Below are 20,238 nucleotides of genomic sequence, written 5' to 3' on the forward strand. Positions count from 1 at the left end.
GTACACGGGTGGTTTAAAGCCGGTTATATCAACAAAGATGCGGCTACGAGCTCGTCTCCAGGTTTGGATTATATGAAAGCTGGCAAGGCCTTTTCTTACTTCTTCTTAGCTAAAGTTGGAGCAGTTCAAGCGCAGTCGCGACTCGTAGGTCAGGAATTAGTTTTTGCACCTTTGCTGCCGAACGTATATTCAACTACGTCCGATGTATTGACAGGACTGTGGACGATTTCCGCCAACTCTACGAATCCGGAAAGAACAATGATGTTCATGAATCTCATGTACTCGGATCCGCGAATCGCCAACCTGCTGCTGTGGGGGGTTGAAGGGAAACACTATGTGAAGCAGGACAACAATCAAATTGATTACCCTCAAGGCATGGATAATCAATCGGTTGGTTATTCCAATCAAGATTGGCTGATTGGTAATTCATTCCTAACCTATACGTACAAGACAGAGGATGCGGATAAATGGAAGAAAACTGTGGAAGCGAATAAAGCAGCCATAAAGTCGAAAGCATTAGGCTTCGCTTTCAATTCTGAACCGCTCAAAACCGAAATCACGGCGATTCAGAATGTCATGGGTCAGTACCGAAAAGGGTTGGAGTCGGGGTCCATTGATCCAGCTGCCAAACTGGAAGAATTTAGAGGAAAGCTGAAAACCGCTGGGCTGGAAAAAGTTATCGCGGAGAAGCAGAAGCAGCTGGACGCTTGGGCTGCAGCACAATAATAGCCAATTAAAGGATGCCGGATCATTCATTAGGATCCGGCTTTTCTTTTTGAAAATTTGCGTCTCCGCTTTAAGAAAATAGCTTCAAACTGTCATTGAAATAGTCCTCTGAGTGTTAGATGGAACGAAGGCCATTTTATATGATAACAATAGAAACCAGTGAATACGACGGGGGAGGATTTTCAGATGGAACAAGCCGCATCGGCTGCCAACGTGCAAACGGGACTTAAAAAGAAAAAAACGCAATATCGAAGGTATGTGCCACTGCTGCTTATGTTGGTGCCAGGGCTGCTGTACTTTCTATTCAACAATTATCTGCCTATGTTGGGGATCGCAATCGCCTTCAAAAAAATCAATTTTGCCAAGGGGATTCTAGCGAGCGACTGGGTCGGTTTTGAAAATTTCGAATATCTTTTCAAGACATCGGATGCATTCATTATTACGCGAAATACGATTCTATATAATCTCGTATTTATTGTCGTCGGTACTGTGCTATCTCTAGCTACAGCCATCCTTCTGAATGAGATCAAAAACCAACGACTGTTGAAAGCTTACCAAAGTATCATAACCCTGCCGCACTTGATTTCTATGGTCATCGTCAGTTATCTGGTGTTTGCTCTTCTGAGTCCGGAGACGGGATTCATGAACAAGACGGTGCTTCCGTGGTTTGGCATTGAAGAGGGGATATCTTGGTACACGGAATCGAAGTATTGGCCCGTGATCCTGACTCTCGTCAACTTCTGGAAGAGTGTAGGCTACTCCAGCATTATCTTTTTCGCAGCGCTTCTTGGCATTGACGAGGAATATTATGAAGCAGCCAGACTCGATGGCGCTAGCCGATTGCAGCAGATTTTCAATATTACGTTGCCGATTCTAATGCCGACCATTATTATGTTGACGCTACTCAGCGTGGGACGGATCTTCTATTCCGACTTCGGCCTGTTTTATCAAGTTCCGATGGCCTCTGGCGCATTATTCGAAACGACGGCAACAATTGACACCTATGTATTTCGCGGACTAATGGGCAACGGAGATATCGGTATGTCTACCGCAGCAGGTGTTTATCAATCGATCGTTGGTTTCATCCTTGTCATTGTAGCGAATTATTCAGTCCGAATTTATAACAAAGATAATGCATTGTTCTAGGAGGTGGACGTATTGAAAACAGAAAGCAAAGGCTTAGAAGTATTTAGTAACGTGATTATGGGGTTGTTTGCCGCATTCTGTCTGATCCCTTTTGTCCTGCTTATCTCGGCATCGCTAACGGATCAGAACGCCATTTTAACGAAAGGTTATTCGTTCATCCCTCAGGATTTCAGCGCTGCCGCATATGAGTATCTCATTCACCGAGGATCGGATATTGCAAGAGCCTATGGAGTGACTGTATTCGTTACCGTGTTCGGCACGATCGTCGGTGTGGCGATGACGACTTTGCTTGCCTACCCGCTTGCCAGAAGCATTACGCCGCACCGCAATTTGATTATGTTTATCATTTTCTTCACCATGCTGTTCCATGGCGGCATGGTGCCGAGTTACCTTGTATATACCCAGTTGTTCGACCTTAAGAATACCATTTGGGCGTTGATTATTCCCGGGATGTTAACGAACGGATTTTTCGTCATGATGACGCGGACGTTTTTCCAAACCACCATTCCGCCGGCTTTAATAGAATCAGCACAAATCGATGGGGCAAGCGAGCTTCGGACACTTTGGTCCGTGGTGATTCCTCTCTCGACACCCATTATGGCGACGATGGGGTTGTTTCAAAGCATCATGTACTGGAATGACTGGCAGCTCGGCATGATGTATGTGACGGATCCGAAGCTGTTCAGCATCCAGAATCTATTAAACCGGATCATGCAGGATATCGATTTTATAAATGCCAACTTAGGCTCGAATGCCGGGGCGGCTCTGGAACAGATGCCTTCAGACGCGGTCAAGATGGCGATTGCCGTGATTGGCGTCCTTCCGATCCTGGTGGCGTATCCATTCTTCCAAAAGTATTTTATCAAAGGTATTATGATCGGTGCGGTTAAAGGCTGATTGAGAGGAGATCCTCATGACCATTTACAAAGATGCCAGTGTATCCATTCAAGAAAGAGTAGATGATTTACTTGGCCGTATGACATTGAAAGAAAAAGCAGCACAATTAACTTGTTCCGTTACAATGGGCGGGGCTGAAAACATGCAAGTCCTTAAAGAAAATTTGGCCGATGGGATCGGCACCTTAAGTTTTCTGAACAGCTCTCTGACAGGTAACAACAAGAAAGACATGGATACGCTTAAGACACTACAGCATTTCCTTGTCGAGGAATCGAGACTCGGTATACCGGCACTTGTCCATAACGAAGGCGTAGCCGGAGCACAGATCCCGGGGGCAACCACTTTTCCGCAGTCCATTAATGTTGCAGCTACATGGGAGCCGGAATTGGCCCGCAAAATGGGCGAAGTCGTGAAAAAGCAACTCATGGCTTATGGCATTCGCGCCGTCCATTCCCCATTGCTGGATTTGGCGAGAGACCCAAGGTGGGGAAGATTTGGCGAAACCTACGGTGAAGACGCGTATTTGACTGCTCAGATGGGTGTGGCCTACATCAAGGGCGCCCAAGGAGAAGCAGAATTAATGGCCGCTCCCAAGCATTTCGTCGGCTATGGAAATGCCGAAGGCGGCAGAAATGGCGGAGAACAACAAATCGGCGAACGAAAGCTGCTGGATACCTACTGTTTTCCGTTCGAAGCAGCTATTCAAGAAGCTGATGTGATGAGTATTATGAACAGCTATGGTATTTTGAACGATCAGGCAATCTCTACATCCAAATGGCTGCTTACCGATATTCTTCGGGATAAATTAGGTTTTAAAGGTATGGTCGTAGCGKATTATGGGAGCATAAGCCATTCCCATGCCCGTTACAGAGCGGCTAAGGACCAGAAAGAAAGCGCCATTTTGGCGCTTCAGGCTGGAATGGATGTGGAGCAGCCGAGCAATACATGCTTCAAATATTTGGTTGAGGCTGCTGAACAGGGTGAAATCGATATCGCTTTAATCGATCGTTCGGTAAGAAGAGTACTAGAGACCAAGTTTAAATTGGGGTTATTTGAGAGCCCATACGAGATCGGAAATTTCGAAGAAGAAATCAGCAAGCCGGAGTATGCAGAGCTTTCTTTGGAAATTGCCGAGAAATCCATCGTTATGGTCAAAAATGAAGATCAGGTTCTACCGCTGAAGCGTTCGCTGAAAATCGCGTTAATCGGACCTTCTGCAGAGGAGAAAACAAACTTTTTTGGCGGCTATTCCTCTGTTGGGACGGCCATAACAACCAGCGGCGATTTTGACCGGTCAGAAGAGGATAGCTATCTCAAGGCTGCTTACACTGCAATGATTACGGAATATAAAGACGTGCTAAAGAAAAGCGGCATTGTTTTTGAAGATCAGCCTTCCCCGGAACAAAAAGAGATGATTATAGCCAGACTGAAGCAACGAAACACAAAGTCAAACAAAGAATATAAGTCTGCTGAAGAGTTTGTTGAACAATACTATCCAATGTGCATTACCGTAAAGGATGCTCTAGAGAGGCAATTCGGAAAAGAGAATATCGTGTACGCCAAGGGCTGCGAGCTCAAAAAGGCAGTAGACGGCGGTATCGAAGAGGTGAAAAAGGCGGTCGAACAAGCGGATCTTGTCATCGCGGTAATAGGCGGCAAAGAGAGCATGAGACATCCGGATGCAACCGAGGGAGAAAATAAGGACAATATCAACATTGATTTGGAAAAGCCGCAGCTCGATATGATGGAAGAGGTTTTTAAGCTGAACAAACCTGTCGTATCCGTTATCATTGACGGCAGACCGTTAGCGACGCCTCTTGTCTGTGCGAAGAGTAAGGCTGTTCTGTATGCGTGGCTTCCTGCACAGTCAGGGGCTCAGGCCATTGTGAACATTCTATCAGGTACGCGCAATCCTAGTGGTAAGCTGCCGGCCACGGTGTTGAAAGACTCAGGTCAAATTCCCATGTATCATAGCAGATTGCCGTTTTTTGTAGAGATCGAAGATTGGGCGGAATACATTGACCCCGATAAAACCAAACCGTTATTCCCGTTCGGACATGGATTAAGCTACACAAGATTTGAATACGGAGACTTGAAGCTGAACGATACTGTTCGTTCGGATGGATCCTTGAAAATAAACTTTACGATCAAAAATGCTGGACACTGCAGCGGGGATGAAATTGTACAGGTGTATATCAGAGATGCGGTGAGCAGTATCGTGAGGCCTGTTAAACAACTTGTGGGGTTTGCTAGAGTAAGCTTGGAACTGAATGAAGTCAAAGAAGTCACTTGTGAAGTCGATATGAAACAACTTGCTTTCCATGATCTGAACATGGAACAAGTCGTGGAGCCAGGGAAGATGGAGGTCTATATCGGCGCTTCATCCCAAGATATCCGATTGCGGGGAATGTTTGAAATCGTCGGGGAGAGATTAGTTGTGGAAAGAAAAGTTTTTTCATCAAAAGTAACCGTAAACTAGCGCGAAGAGGGATTGCCGTGAAAAGAGAAAACATCGACCGCGCCTGGGAATTTGTGAATGGTACAAGATCCACGATGCCGATTCCCGGCATGGCCCAAAGTTCAAGAATCGTAAACCTGCCGCATGATTTTATGATTGAGACGGATGCTGCACCGGATGCGCCGGGAGGGGCGTTGACGGGTTATTACAACGGAGGAGTCGGTACTTACACCAAGATTCTTCACCTTCCGGAAGAGTATGCTGGTAAACGACTATTGGTGGAGTTTGACGGGGCATATATGAATACGACCGTTGTGTTGAACGGCCATACTGTTGCCAGACAACATAACGGTTATACTCCCTTTCATGCTGATCTCACTCCATATATGAAGTTAGGTAAGCCGAACCGTCTTTCCGTGACCGTTAACAATGCAGCCCAACCGAACGCACGCTGGTATACCGGCTCGGGCTTGTACAGGCATGTCGATCTGTTGATTGCTCCCAAAACTCATATCGCGCCATGGGGCATTTATGCCCGGACATCGCATATCGTGAACGGTACCGCTTTTGTTACGGTGGAGACGACGGTGGAGAACCATACCTCTGATTCAGCCAACCTATGGGTGGACGTTCAGCTCGAAAAGGAGTCCTGCGGTACAGTATCGGGAACCGGCAGGGTTAAAGTGCATGTTCCCGCGGGTGAAAAGGGCATCGGTCGAGTCATGGTTGCGGTCGAGAACGCGGAACTCTGGGACATCGATTCACCAAAGCTCTATAAAATCAAGGCGCGGCTCGCCGACAAGGATTCGGTCCTGGACAGCGACAGCACAATATTCGGCATACGGACCATTTCCGTTGACGTGAAGAACGGCTTTATGCTGAATGGGCGCGCGTTAAAGCTGAAAGGCGGGTGCGTTCATCACGATAACGGCATCCTGGGCGCGGCTTCTTATCGAGATAGTGAATTTCGCAGGATGAAGCTTCACAAAGACAATGGATACAACGCGATTCGGTTCTCTCATAATCCGATGTCGCGGGATTTGGTAAATGCCTGCGATCATCTAGGCCTGCTTGTTATAAATGAAGCTTTCGATGTATGGACAATGGAGAAGAACACCCATGATTACAGCCAATACTTCGAGCAGGACTGGCAGAAGGATCTTGATGCCTTCATTCTCCGTGACCGCAACAGTCCCAGTGTCATTATGTGGTCGGTCGGCAATGAGGTGCCGGAACGCGGCGGATTATCCGGCGGCTACCTATGGTCCGCCAAGCTGGCGGCACGAGTTCGCGAGCTAGATCCTACTAGGTTCGTCACGAATGCCGTATGTTCATTCTTCAGCGGGCTTGATGACGAGGATGCGGCACAATTTTTCGAAGCGCTCTTCGAGCAGTCCAAGCGCGGAGGCGATCTGATCAACCTGGATACGGATTTTGGTAAAGCGATCTGGGGTGACTATACCGAAGCATTAAATGCCCCGATGGATGTGGTCGGCTATAATTATTTGAATTATCACTTTGAAGACGCCATGACCAAGTATCCTAATCGAGTCATTTGTTCCACGGAGAGCAAACCGCGCGAAATGGACATCTATTGGAACGATGTGGAACGTTTCTCTCATGTGATCGGTGATTTTAATTGGACAAGCCATGATTATCTCGGAGAAGCGGGGATCGGCAAAGTCTTTCATGTGGATCCACAGCAAGCGGCGGATGCTTATAAAAGGGCACATCTTTCTCCATTTCCATGGCGCACAGCTAACGATTCCGATTTTGACCTGTGCGGCTTCGAACGCCCGCAGCTGGCTTACCGCAGAATTGTTTGGGGTTCCGATGAAACCTACATTGCGTCGCATAATCCGGTGAACCATGGCATGGTCGAAGTCATGGGCCGTTGGGGCTGGCCGGACGTCGAGAATGCCTGGAGCTGGACAGGCTTAGAAGGAAAGCCCGTTCTGGTGGAGGTTTACTCCGCGGCCGAGGAAGTCGAGTTGATTTTGAACGGGAAAAGCCTTGGAAGAAAGTTTGCGGGAAAACAGAATCGGTTTACCGCTGCTTTTGAAGTGATCTACGAACCGGGGACGTTAGAAGCTATCAGCTATTCGTCCGGTAGAAAAGTGTCATCTGATCAACTGATTTCGGCAGGGGAATCGGTTGGAGTTCGGCTCAGTCCGGAGCGGAGCGAACTTGATGCAGACGGACAATCGCTGTCTTTCGTCATTGTAGAGGTTATCGATGCAAATGGGCGGCTCGTGCAAACGGCTGACGTTAAGGCGACTGCCATTATTGAAGGCGCGGCTACGTTGGCTGCATTCGGCACTGGCCGGCCGCAAACGGCTGAAAACTATACCAAAGGGGAATTTACTTCATATAAGGGAAGGCTGCTAGCAATCGTTCGAGCAGGCTATGAGTCCGGCGCAGCGTTTCTTACGGTTAGCGTGGAAGGTCTGGAATCCGTCAAAGTAGAGATACCGGTGCGATAATCCCATAGATGAAAATTTGAATAGAAATATATTGAGAGAGGTGTAGGGTAATGACCAGGAGATTAGAGGGGAAGGTAGCGGTTGTTACAGGCTCTGGACAGGGTATTGGCAGAGGTATTGCACTCGTCCTTGCCCGTGAAGGCGCGAAGGTGATCACGAATAACCGCAAACCAGGCGCACAAAAGGAAATCGTGGACCTTCACATTCTAGATGATGAAGCGAAAGCCAAACATGCTGCTTTAAGTGGAGATGCCGAGAAAACCGCGAACGAGATTATTGCATTGGGCGGAGAAGCGATACCCTTCTTTGGCAATGTAGCCGACTTTGAAACTGCAGGGAAGATGATTCAAACCGCAGTTGATAGATGGGGAAGAGTCGATATTCTGGTTAATAATGCAGCTGGTTTAGGTGCAGGCACGTTACTGGATACTTCGGAAGAGGAATGGGACTACCAAACCGTTCCTAAACTAAAAGGTGCCTACAACACAATGAAGCACGCCATACCATGTATGATTGAGCAGAATTTCGGCCGAATTATTAATATCGCTTCGGATGCATGGACGGGGATACCGGGACTGGCTGCCTATAGTGCCGGTAACGCGGGTTTGGTCGGCGTAAGCAAGGCTGTGGCGAAAGAATTGTCCAAGTATGGAATAACAGTGAATACCATTTGCCCTCAAGCAGATTCACCTGGTCATGTTCTGAACTTCGCGATTGCCAAGAAAAAGATTGAGGCGTTCATGGGCGGAAACCCCATCAGTCAAGAGAAAATGAAAGCGGTCGAGGCGGCACATGGCCCGGCTGAAAATATGGCGCCATTCCTGGCTTATTTGGCTACCGAAGAGGCCGGATCCATAAATGGCGCCGTATTCTCGGTTACCGGAGATGCACGTGTTACCCTTTACACAGAGCCGGTGCAAGCGAGTACGATCAAGAAGGATGAAGGTCCATGGACGCTAGAGGAGTTAATTGAGACGGTTCCCCGGACATTGCTTAAGGACTATCGCTCGATCGTAAATCATAACAATTGGGGTAAGTGAGAATTGATTCAGCAGCATCAACGAAGTCGAAATGACGACTCAAGCCATTTCAGAACCCCTAGATGCAGGAAGTCCAATGGAAGCTTGGAGGGCTTGCTTGTTATCGGGTATGGGCAGCCAGCTCTGCTTACGTTGGTGAAATTGAAATTGTGCTGGATTCTCCCAATGGAACTTGTATCGGCCGTTGCAAGGTTAGCAGAACGGGCGGCTGGCGTGTCTGGCGTAGCCTGCCCGATTGTACCGACTTCCGGCGTACATGCCGKTTATCTCGTCTTCAAAGGCCGTTCGGATGGAAGGTTGTTTAATTTGAAGAGTTTTCAGTTCTGTGACTAAATAACACAAGTCAAGAGTATCACGCATGGATCTGGGTTAGATAGCCGAGTTTTATGGTAKCTGATCGATTATCGTGAAGGAGTAAAGAATAAACATACAAGGGAGTTTGAAAACGATGTCTAAATTCAAGTATTCTGTCGGCCCATGGAACGTTCATAACGGAGCGGATACCTACGGTCCCCCGGTACGAAAAGAGATCGAATTTGAGGAAAAAATCAGAGCCTTCGCAGAGATAGGCTTCAGCGCGATCCAGTTTCATGACGACGATGTTGTTCCGAATATGAATGATTTATCGGAAGAAGAGATCAAATCGGAAGCCAGAAAAATGAAGGCACTACTCGACAACTATAACCTTGTTGCGGAGTTCGTAGCCCCGCGCCTCTGGATGGATCCGCATACGATCGAAGGAGGGTTCATGTCAACCTCCAAGAAAGATCGCGAATTTGCGATGTGGCGCTCATACCGCTCGATTGATATCGCACACGAGCTGGGTTGCGACAAGATCGTCTTGTGGCTCGCAAGGGAAGGGACGCTTTGCGCGGAGAGCAAAAGTCCGGTCGAGGCGACCAAGCAGTTGATCGAAGCGATCAATGGCATGCTGACCTACGATAAAAATATTAAAGTGCTTATCGAGCCAAAGCCGAATGAACCGATCGACCGCAGCATTTGCGGAACGATGGGGCATGTGCTTGCCGTATCGGCCGCAACGATTGATCCTTCCCGCGTCGGAGGGCTGATGGAATCYGCGCATGCTGTGTTGGCCGGATTGGATCCGTCCCATGAGATGGGCTTCGCGATGGCCATGAATAAGCTGTGGGGCGTACACTTGAATGACCAGAATGGAATGAAGTTTGACCAGGATAAGAGCTTCGGCGTGGAAAATCTTCGRCAAGCCTTCAATCAAGTTAAAGTGTTGAAAGAAAACAATTACGGAGCGTGCGGCGAATATGTGGGGCTTGATGTGAAAGCCATGCGCACGACCGTGGATAAGGACAGCTATACACATTTGGAGAACAGCTTGAAAATTGTAAAGGCGTTGGAGGAAAAGGTCAATCGGTTCGATTACGAGTATCAGAAGAAATGCGTGGAAACGAGAGACTTCGAAGCCCTTGAAATGTATGTGATGAATCTGCTTATGGGTATCGGATAGGACCTGACGCTGAGAAGCGCGCCGGAAACGGCGAGYAAGGGAAGAACAAAAAACGTTAGAGGCTCAGCTCGAACTCGCATGCATCTACAAGCTTCTGTTTGTGCGCAGTCAGCAGTTCTAGGCTCTCTGATTCCGAATAAAAACGCTGTCCGTTTTGCAGCTTCAGATGGGTACCTTGTTTGTCCCAATAGGCCTTACTTTCTCGATACTGTTTAGGCGTGCAACCAAATTGGTTGACGAACATCGTATTAAGATAACGGGTATCGGAGTACCCGCTCTCCATACAGATATCTATTAACTTCATATTGGTTTGCATGATTAACTGCTTCGCTTTCTCGAACCGTACTTGATTGAGATATTCCTGGAAGGTCATATTCAAATTCTCTTTTAAAAAATGAKACAGATAGGAAAGAGAAAGATTTTCCTGCTTCGCAATCGTTGAGAGCAGCAGCTTACCAGTGTAATTCTCTTCTATATAGCTGACGATTCGGTTCATTCGGTGAAGACTTTGGATATTCTTCGCACGTTCTTCGTCACTGATCAGATGGTGCGGTGCACTCCGCAGCAATTCATAAAAGAGGCGGTTGAGCAAACTGATACAGATAAACTCGTAAGCCGATCTTTTGTCAAAGTATACACAAGCCATCTCCACTAACAAGGAACTCAAGGTGCGGACTTGATCAGTCGAGAGAACATCCGTTAGATTCGAAGAATTGAAAACGACATTTGGAAGAGCCGGGAAGTAGGAGTTGCAAAATTTCGGCGATAGTTGAAGCGACAAGATTGTCGCGCTTTCACTTAGAGCCCGGAGTTCATGAGGCTGGATCGGATTGAACACAATGATAGCATGCTTGGATACGTGGTAGCTCTCTTTTTTGGAAACAACCGATAACTCGCCCTCTAGCAGCAAGCAGATTTCGAAATCGTGATGCATGTGCGAATTGCGGTAGGATAAATCGACTAAAAACGGGTTTAAATATTTGATCCGCGGGTGCTTTATGATTTCATATTCATCGCTCATTAATCATGATCCTCCGTGTTAAACGCGCAGTTAAATCATAGTCTAGYATTTTCTATAAATCAAGTCATGTTATATTTCATTGGAGGAATGCGAATTGTCTCGTTTTAGTGTACCTTACCGCGTAATCGTTGGCGGTCATGTATGCCTGGACATCATTCCCGCGGTTCACGGTGGTGATTTCAAGATAGTTCCAGGCAAGCTTATCGAAGTCGGACAAGCCGTTGTTGCTACTGGAGGTGCCGTTGCGAATACCGGTATCGCCTTGCATCGACTTGGCGTTCCCATTCAATTGATGGGCAAGATCGGGGACGACATTCTAGGTGAGGCAATTCTGGGGATTTTCCGCAAGGAAAACCAAGATCTGACGAGAGGCATGATCATCGCAGAGGGCGAGTCTACCGCGTATTCCATCGTACTCAGTCCTCCGAATAGGGATCGCATGTTTCTACATTGCACCGGAGCGAACGACACATTCAACTCTAGCAATGTAACAACGGATGCGCTCGTTAATGCAGGCTTGTTTCATTTTGGATATCCGCCTCTTATGCAGCACATGTATACAAACAATGGCTCGGAATTATGTCTTATGATGCGAAAAGTAAAGGAAGCAGGGCTGACAACGTCTCTTGATCTAGCCAAGCCTGATCCATACTCGGCAGCGGGGAAGTTGAACTGGAGCAGGATCTTGACTGAGGTGTTACCTCATGTAGATCTATTCCTTCCGAGTATCGAGGAGATTCTGTTCATGCTGAGAAGAGAACGCTATGAAGAGATGCTGCAAGAATACGGTACGGAAGGACTAGTCAGTCATGTTGACACACAGCTCCTGGAAGAGATTTCGACGGAGCTGCTGAACATGGGGACAGGCGTTGTTATCTTAAAGCTCGGGAAATTTGGCCTATATATGAGAACGACTTCTCATGTATCACGTCTGGGAAATATGGAACTATACGGTCCTGTGAACCAAGAAGTGTGGTTGGATCGAGAGCTGTATACCCCTTGCTTCCAAGTTGCTGTCGCCGGCACAACCGGTGCTGGAGATTGTACGATTGCAGGCTTTCTGGCAGGCATCATCCAAGGGCTGCGCCCTGAAGAGTCGTTAATCGGTGCAGTAGCTACCGGGGCACATAATGTTGAACAGCCAGATGCCACTAGCGGCATTCCTTCTTGGAAAAAGGTTATGGAACGAATCGCAGCTGGATGGCCACAACATGAACCTAATCCGTATCTTACTGACTTTGTTTCTTTTAATATTGACGACGTTTTTGTTTTTTTTGGACCGAATGACAGACTGGGCTCTGCCACTAGGAGATAGAATTTTCCTTTGGTGTTGTTCATGATGATGCCTTGCAGACCGCTCTTCGAGTGCATTGATAGAACGAACTGAAAAACAGCCGGTGGAGAACCACCGGCTATTACCGTGAAGGTTAATGAACTACGACGCGAACTCGGTCAAGGTTCGATATCTTCGCGAATGCTGTGCTGGTGTCGCCATCGCGCTGGGCGGTTGCCTTTAAGGAAGGGAAGTAAGTTCCGGCCTGATTGTAAGTGTAGGTAATCGTAACTTCCAATGTCTTTTTCGGATTTCCCATTTCAGCTGCTGTGAAGTCGCCGTTGCCAAGGAAGTCCCACTCCGTACTCACGACCTTGCCTGCTCCAGGCGGTACCTGGATTTTAGCCTTGAAGGTGATTGTCTGACCAGCATTGATATCAATACGATCCGAGTTATTGACGGTCAGATCGACGACAGGCTGAATCCCTTGGCGCACCGCGGCGTTCGCTGGTACGGTAATTTGATTATCGAACACATCGTAACGGGTCGATTTCGGCGGCGCCATATCTTTCTCAGCCCAAGCGCTAACGTCCCGTAACGCTTGCTCGAGAATGCCCCAATAATCTACGAGAAAGGCGTTGTGCGGAGCTACATGATCCGCATTGTCGTTATACCAGATTCGGAAGTTGTCGCTGTACTTCTTGCCAAGGGCTGTCTTAACCCGTTGGCTGTACCAATCGCCGTCCCAGGGGAAAGCGTCGACATCGAGCAGGTTGGTGACAGTTATAACTTTGCCGTTGATTCCGCCGGTGTATGTGCCGCCGCCGGTGACACCTTTGGCGATAATCGATCCAACCTCCATGGAACGCTGCGGATAGATCGGCGATCCGTCAGCGGCCTTGAACTGGTCCCATGCGGAGAAACCAGGCTGCTTCGGAACCTGGTGACGATGGTACGAAAGCAGCGCGAGTGACCATTTATTATCGATCTCAAGTTTAAGGGTGGTGTTCAAGGCATTCAGCACGTTGTCCTGATTTCCGCTTGTGAGAGTAAATATCTTTGTAGCTCGGTCTAATGAGCCATTCAGTGTGCCGAGCTTGGAGCCGTCCGCTGTGTACAACGTAAAGTCGGGATTTGGATAGCTTAAATTTGCGGGGACGTCATCAACCGCCAGACTAGTCGGTACGTTCTCCGCATTTCGAGTAACGTGAGTGATGTGGACCGTCTGACTGATTCTGGCTGCGCGGAATAGGTTGCCGAGAGTGGATTGCTCTGTGCCGAGATATCCTGGCTTGCTCCAGAAGTCGTCGGCATAGGTCGGATCGAAGGCCTTAACCGTGCTTCCGAAGCCCAAGAGGCCGTTAGGGTCGTCCAGAGCGAGGATATAGTTATTATCCATCCAGCCCCGCAGCGGTAAGCCGAGCTTCGTCACTTCCTGAAGCACAGTCCGTTCGGCATCATTGAATCCAGCATAGGGGTCGCCGCTGCCGCCGGGACTCACCGCGTCTGCAATCTGTTGCGCTTGTTCCGCGAGCACAAAGCGCGCGAAGCCCCGGATGAAGAAGTTATTCGGAATGGAGGTCGGCGTGCCCGGGATGAACGGAACTGCACCGTCCCATACACCGGAAGTGTTCTCAATGGCGCCGATAGTCATATAAGAGCCGCCGCTGCCGCCCCAGATGTAGCCATAGATTCGGTCAGACGAACCATAATATTCCGCAGCCACCGTCTTGGAGAATTTGGCTGCTGCCGCATCGACCCGGTAGCCGCTGCCACCGTTAGTCTGTACCGTGTACGCCCCGCTAACTGCGCCGAAACTAATGATTTTGTCTTCGGCGTTTTCATTAATTAGCGGGTACACGTATTGATAGAAACGGCCCTGCCACTGACTTTTCGGGGGGAAATAGAAATTAAACTTCTTGTTCGTACCTTCGAAGTGGCCTGACACCTTGTGAACCGGTACCGGGGTGGTCAGATCGGACTCGCTGTCAATCACCGGGTTATTATACAGTGGATCTACGCAACCAGCAGTTACCCACATTGGCCCGCCCTCAGCTTTAGGCGAGCATTGTGATGGCAACGACCCCGCCGAAATGCTCAAGCCCGGCACCAACAACGAACTGAACAATGTCGTGACAATGGCCAGCTTACCCAACAGCTTTACCCGCGGGCCTACGTTCACACGCGTGTTCGATTTTTTGTAGAATCCCATTTCCAGCCTCCTAACATAAATTTTGAATGCGTTTTCATTATAAGTTAACGAGCAAAAGGCTAATATCTAAAAAACTACAAAAACTTTAGCTTTTTCATTTGGCTTGTGAGGAACATGAAGGGCAAACCAAAGAAAACTAAAAGAAATTGTAGATTTTTAGAGTACGTTTAAAAGTCTGGTATCTGTATATTAGATATCTAAGATTCCATATTGGAAAAACAGTAGTCTTTCTATGATTCAGTAATAAAGGAGATGGACGATATTCCACAATCTTCAAAGTGCAAACTTAATGGAGCTTTTTGGTTGAGCCCGCCAAGGGAAGCCTTCGAGTTGAAAGGACTTGTCCCGGATGCTAAAAATAACCGTTTTTTTTATTATCGACTTGCCATCCGGTTAAATGAGCCTGCTTCTTTACAGCTGTCCATTAGTGCGAACACCCGTTATCGGCTATGGATTAACGGAGAGGCGATCGGATCCGGTCCACTGAAGGGCGACCGCTGGAGGCATTACTATGAAACGCTGGATGTCGGCTCCTTCCTTCGCATGGGAGTTAATGTCTTTGCCGTACAGGTATGGTCTCTTAATACCTATCTGGTCAATGATCCAACGAAGCCAGATCAACCGCTTTACTCTATGACATCGCTGCCGATTGGTCCGAGACTGGCTGTCAGCGGGACGTGCCTTAATGCTTACGGTGAGCCATTAGCGGATCTCGGAACCGGCACTGGTGATTGGCGCGTAATGGTAGACGATGCGGTTACGTTTTATTCCGACGACACATATACGATCTTCCTGGGTGCTATCGCAGAACGCGTGAATGCGAASGAGATCCCAGTGGGATGGAAGATGTTGAATGAGCCTGGAGGGACGTGGCATGAGGCGGAGAAAGGAGATCCCTGTCTGGGTAAGGACGATGCTTATCCCTATTACATTATCCCGCAGCTGCCTCTTGTTGAGAGGCCAGTTCCTTTGTTGTATGAGTTGAAGCGGAACTTCCTACGCGAAATGCCGATTCGCAAAGATGATCTTCGGCCGTTCAGCTTCTGTGACGCTGCCTCGATGGATGAATGGGTGGAGCTTCCGCCTCATAGCTGCTCTGTCGTCGAGTTGGATGCGGGCCAATTGACTACAGGCTACCTATCGTACCCCTTAGAGCAAGGAGAAGGTGCGCGTATTAAGTTCCGCTACGCCGAACGGTATTTCCAGCGCGGCAACGAGAAAGCGAACTCCGTGCGGGATGACGCAGAGAACGGGGTCCTCTTGGGGATGGAAGATATCTACTATGTATCCGGCAGAACCGAAACGTATGAACCATTCTGGCTGAGGACGTTTCGGTTCATCAGAATCGAAGTGCTGACGAAAGATCAGCCTCTGCGGATCCGTCGCCCTTGGTACAGGGAGAGTGCGTATCCGCTTATGCCGCAAACTTCCATTAATTCGCCGGTTCCTTGGGTTGGTTCTTTATGGAACATCAGTATTCGGACGCTGCAGCTTTGCATGCACGAGACGTACGAGGATTGTCCTTATTACGAACAGATGCAGTTCATAATGGATACAAGGCTCCAAGCATTGTTTACTTACAGTGTCGGGGGAGATATAGGCTTGGTTCGAAAAGCGCTGGACGATTTTCATAGCTCGCTTCTTCCCGAAGGAATTACGCAGAACCGGTTCCCCAGCGCGATGGTGCAAGTCATTCCGTCGTTCTCATTACATTACATCTATATGCTTCACGATTATTACTGGCATACTGGCGATACGGACCTGATCAGAAGATACCGGCCCACGATCGATGCCATCCTGGATTGGTTCGATCGAAAGATCGGCGACTCAGGTCTGGTCGAGGGGATCGGCTTCTGGGAATATATTGATTGGGTTGATACGTGGGAAGGGGGAGTGCCGACCGCGGGCAAAGTGGGGCCATCTTCCGTCCATAATCTTATGTATGCTAGTGCACTGCAGACGGCAGCGAAAATGAATGCAGTGACGGGACGCGTCCAAGTCGCGGAGGAATACGAAGCGCGTGCAGCACAGGTTGTTGCCCGGATCGACCTGCTATGCTGGTCGGAGGAGCGAGGCATGTACCGTGAAGGACCAGCATTCGAGCAATACAGCCAGCATACGCAGCTATGGGCGGTTTTATCAGGACTCTGCGAAGGGGGCAAAGCGAAGCAGGTGCTAAATCGGGCACTCGACGATCCGCAAGTGCTGAAGTGTTCGTTCTCCATGGCATTCTATCTATTCCGAGCACTGGAGAAAGCAGGACTCTATGAACGAACAGGCGATTTGTTATACCAATGGGTAGGAATGCTGCCGCTTCGCCTAACTACCCTTCCAGAAACGCCTACGGAACCCAGAAGCGACTGCCATGCATGGAGTGCTCTGCCCTTGTACGAGCTAACACATTGCATACTTGGCCTAAAAAGCAAACAGGCTGGATGGCGTGAGCTAGTAATTGAGCCCCATACACTCGATCTTCCCGAGATGAGCGGCGACGTATTGACGCCTGCTGGCAATGTATCCATCGTTTGGCGCCGGACGAACACTTCATTCACCATTTCCGGCATCGTCCCGGACGGGATACCGTTCACTGTACGATGGGGTGGAATTATCGATAACCACTACGAGAACGGCGGTGCCTTTCACGAGCTCGTGGATTTGAGGAGGGATTGAAATGGGAACATTCAACCATATCGATACATTACTTCAATCGTTTGTGGATAACGGACTGCCTGGCTGCGCCTGCTCGGTTGTTCACCGCGGAGAAACGATCTACGAAGGCTACCGTGGTTATGCGGATATATCGGAGAAACGTCCAATCGGGTCCGATACGATTTACCGGCTTTATTCCTTGACCAAGGTTATTACATGCACTGCCGCTTTGATGCTGTACGAGCGGGGGCTCTATCTGCTGAATGACCCGCTTTACGATTATCTGCCCGAATTCCGGAATCAGCTGGTTTACCGACAAGGCGAAGGCGGCACGCTATATACGTCGCCCGCGGTAACGCCGATTCGAATCAAAGATTTATTCATGATGACCTCCGGACTGACCTATCATGGTGATCGTACGGAAACCGAGCGGCAGACTGCTAAGCTGTCGCTTCTGCATATCCACGACGTGCGGAAGTTGTCCAAGCTGCTGGCAGATATCCCGCTCGCCTTCGACCCGGGTACCCGATGGCAATACGGCTATAGTCACGATGTTCTGGGCGCATTGATCGAAGTGCTATCGGGCAAATCGTTCGGACAGTTCCTGAAGGAGGAAATTTTCGAGCCGCTGGAGATGAACGATACGTTCTTCCGAATTCCGGACGACAAGAAGGAACGGTTATCGACGCTTTACGCCGAAACGAATGACGGAATAATGCCAACACTTGATCATGAAGCGATCTACAAACCAGAGGTAACGATAGAGTGCGGAGGTCACGGACTTCTGTCGACGTTGAGCGATTACGGACGATACACGCAAATGCTGACTCGCGGCGGCGAGTTCAACGGGTCCCGAATTCTCGGGCGCAAGACGATCCAATTAATGGCAACAAACCATCTTGACGCGATTCAAATCGCAGACATGGAAGTGCCGGGAACGTGGCCGGGGTACGGTTATGGACTAGGCGTCCGCGTCATGATTGATCGGGCGAAAGGCGGAATCAACAGCTCGCTTGGGGAGTTCGGCTGGGCAGGAGCTGCTGGTGCGTGGATGGCGGCGGATCCCGAGGAGGAGCTCTCTATCGTCTATATGCAAGGATTGATGGGGAAAGAATACAGTGAATATCGCGGGCACAAGCTGAGATCGGCAATATATAGCGTATTGTAATAGTAGTGTGATAGAGTTTCCAGTTATTTCGTGACATGTTTTACGTCCAGAACTGAAGTATTCGGCTACTTCTTATAGCATTTCTATCTTCTACCGACGAGGTGTTATCGATGAAAAAATTACCGTATCTCAAAGAAGAAAACGGAGTCACTTCTTTGTATGTAGATGGCGAACCTTACATCGCCTTGGGAGGGGAGATTCATAATTCCAGTTCGTCGAACTTGGAGTATATGAAAGAAAAAGTATGGCCATTTTTGCGCAACCTGCACCTTAATACGTTATGCGTGCCTGTTTTTTGGGAATTGATTGAGCCCGAGCAAGACGAGTTCGATTTCGCTTTGTTGGACGGAATTATCGAACAGGCCAGGACGGAGAACGTCCGTCTCGTGCTCCTCTGGTTCGGTCTTTGGAAAAACGGGGCGTCCAGCTATGCTCCGTCTTGGGTGAAGCGCGATTATCGCACCTATTTTCGAGCTTTTTATCCAGGTTCCGTCAGTTCTGACACCATCTCCCCTTTATGCGATGCAGCCATCCGGGCAGATGCCAAAGCCTTTCGCAGGTTGATGAGCCGGTTGAAGGAAATAGACGGTGGCCGCCATACGGTCATCATGGTTCAGGTCGAGAATGAGATCGGCTTTCTGAACAGCGCGAGAGACTGCTCCGAGCTTGCCGATGAGGAATTCGGAAAGCCGGTTCCTGTCGAAGTAAGCGCTGCATTCGGCACAAGCGGAAATTGGACCGAGGCGTTCGGCGAAGAAGCCGACGAATACTTTATGGCTTACCACTACGCGCGCGCGGTGGAGCAAATTGCAAAAACAGGCGCAGAAGAGTACACGCTGCCGATGTTCGTTAACGCCTGGCTGGAGCAATTTCCGGAGCGGCCGGGTGCATACCCTAGCGGCGGTCCGATCGCTAAGGTGATCAAAATGTGGAAGTTGATCGCGCCATCCATCTGCTTGTATGCGCCTGATATTTATCTGGCGAACTTCGCCGATGTATGCAAAGAGTATACGGCGGACGGAAATCCACTGTTTATTCCCGAAGCCAGACGTGATTTGGTTTCAGCGACCAACGTATTTTATGCCTTAGGGAAGCATAATGCGCTTTGTTTTTCTCCCTTCGGCATCGAGGATTTCTTGGCACCTCCGGTCAATCTGGAGGAAAGCGGCATTGATATCGGCTTTCTGACGGCGTTGAATATTGATGCCTCAGCCTTTATAGAAAACGGAACAGGACCCTATCTCGCCCAAAGCTACAAGTTGCTAGGCAACATGCTAGGTATCATTCAGCGAAATCGGGGCACGGGTAAGATGACGGGATTCCTCGAGAATCACGATAAGGGTTGTATATTACCTTTTGCAAAATTTGATCTAAAAATCACTTATATGCCTCGAACCGAAGGGAAACCGATTTCGGGCGGTCTCGTTATCGAAGTATCGGACGAGGAGTTTATATTGGCTGGAGTCGGGTTTTCTGTGCAGTTCCTGCCCAAACGAGGGGAGCGGTCTCAAGTCGGTATTATCAAAATAGAAGAAGGAACTTTTGAGAACAACGAATGGAAGAGAGGCAGAAGGCTGAACGGAGACGAGGGAAATCTCAAGATTGTTAGAAATCCGTCCGTACTTTGCGTTGAAATTTACAAATACGGTTGACCCCCTTATAAAATGAGAATAGTCCTAATT

14 protein-coding genes are annotated in these 20,238 nt (G+C 48.8%); 12 read left to right on the forward strand and 2 right to left on the reverse strand.

Annotated features, from left to right (window positions below; all coding sequences use genetic code 11):
* The 8 genes from AB4Z33_RS27280 to AB4Z33_RS27315 form a co-directional block, all read left to right on the forward strand.
* Positions 1-726, forward strand: a 726-nt coding sequence (locus AB4Z33_RS27280) for a DUF3502 domain-containing protein (RefSeq protein WP_442052920.1), incomplete at its 5' end; no start/stop codon positions are given.
* A 186-nt stretch (positions 727-912) separates the two neighbouring features.
* The gene (locus AB4Z33_RS27285; RefSeq protein WP_442052921.1) at positions 913-1,872 is read left to right on the forward strand and encodes an ABC transporter permease; all 960 of its coding nucleotides are present in this window, start codon (positions 913-915) and stop codon (positions 1,870-1,872) included.
* 12 nt (positions 1,873-1,884) lie between these two features.
* Entirely contained in the window at positions 1,885-2,769 is an 885-nt protein-coding gene (locus tag AB4Z33_RS27290) for a carbohydrate ABC transporter permease (RefSeq protein WP_442052922.1), read from the forward strand.
* Positions 2,770-2,785: 16 nt separating this feature from the next.
* Positions 2,786-5,248, forward strand: a complete 2,463-nt coding sequence (locus tag AB4Z33_RS27295) for a glycoside hydrolase family 3 N-terminal domain-containing protein (RefSeq protein WP_442052923.1) — start codon at positions 2,786-2,788, stop codon at positions 5,246-5,248.
* 17 nt (positions 5,249-5,265) lie between these two features.
* Positions 5,266-7,710: a glycoside hydrolase family 2 TIM barrel-domain containing protein gene (locus AB4Z33_RS27300; RefSeq protein WP_442052924.1), complete on the forward strand. Its 2,445-nt coding sequence runs from the start codon at positions 5,266-5,268 to the stop codon at positions 7,708-7,710.
* Between the two features lie 50 nt (positions 7,711-7,760).
* Positions 7,761-8,750 carry an SDR family NAD(P)-dependent oxidoreductase gene (locus AB4Z33_RS27305; RefSeq protein WP_442052925.1) on the forward strand — a complete coding sequence of 330 codons (990 nt, stop codon included), beginning with the start codon at positions 7,761-7,763 and terminating at the stop codon, positions 8,748-8,750.
* 62 nt (positions 8,751-8,812) lie between these two features.
* The gene (locus tag AB4Z33_RS27310; RefSeq protein ID WP_442052926.1) at positions 8,813-9,055 is read left to right on the forward strand and encodes a carbohydrate-binding protein; all 243 of its coding nucleotides are present in this window, start codon (positions 8,813-8,815) and stop codon (positions 9,053-9,055) included.
* 143 nt (positions 9,056-9,198) lie between these two features.
* The gene (locus AB4Z33_RS27315) at positions 9,199-10,233 is read left to right on the forward strand and encodes a TIM barrel protein (protein WP_442052927.1); all 1,035 of its coding nucleotides are present in this window, start codon (positions 9,199-9,201) and stop codon (positions 10,231-10,233) included.
* Between the two features lie 55 nt (positions 10,234-10,288).
* On the opposite strand, the gene AB4Z33_RS27320 is transcribed toward AB4Z33_RS27315, so the two are convergent.
* Entirely contained in the window at positions 10,289-11,254 is a 966-nt protein-coding gene (locus AB4Z33_RS27320) for an AraC family transcriptional regulator (RefSeq protein WP_442052928.1), read from the reverse strand.
* Between the two features lie 94 nt (positions 11,255-11,348).
* On the opposite strand from AB4Z33_RS27320, the gene AB4Z33_RS27325 reads away from it, so the two are divergent.
* A complete protein-coding gene (locus tag AB4Z33_RS27325; RefSeq protein ID WP_442052929.1) occupies positions 11,349-12,569 on the forward strand; it encodes a carbohydrate kinase family protein in 1,221 nt (406 codons plus the stop codon).
* 112 nt (positions 12,570-12,681) lie between these two features.
* On the opposite strand, the gene AB4Z33_RS27330 is transcribed toward AB4Z33_RS27325, so the two are convergent.
* Entirely contained in the window at positions 12,682-14,739 is a 2,058-nt protein-coding gene (locus AB4Z33_RS27330) for a PKD domain-containing protein (protein ID WP_442052930.1), read from the reverse strand.
* Positions 14,740-15,042: 303 nt separating this feature from the next.
* Between AB4Z33_RS27330 and AB4Z33_RS27335 the strand changes: the two genes are divergently transcribed.
* The 3 genes from AB4Z33_RS27335 (at position 15,043) to AB4Z33_RS27345 (ending at position 20,208) form a co-directional block, all read left to right on the forward strand.
* A complete protein-coding gene (locus tag AB4Z33_RS27335; protein WP_442052931.1) occupies positions 15,043-17,409 on the forward strand; it encodes a family 78 glycoside hydrolase catalytic domain in 2,367 nt (788 codons plus the stop codon).
* A gap of 1 nt (position 17,410) precedes the next feature.
* Entirely contained in the window at positions 17,411-18,556 is a 1,146-nt protein-coding gene (locus tag AB4Z33_RS27340; RefSeq protein WP_442052932.1) for a serine hydrolase domain-containing protein, read from the forward strand.
* 110 nt (positions 18,557-18,666) lie between these two features.
* Complete coding sequence (locus AB4Z33_RS27345; protein ID WP_442052933.1) at positions 18,667-20,208, forward strand: GH35 family beta-galactosidase; 1,542 nt, start codon at positions 18,667-18,669, stop codon at positions 20,206-20,208.
* Positions 20,209-20,238: the final 30 nt, after the last annotated feature.

Source organism: Paenibacillus sp. 2TAB19 (assembly GCF_052115185.1).
Lineage (GTDB): Bacteria > Bacillota > Bacilli > Paenibacillales > Paenibacillaceae > Pristimantibacillus.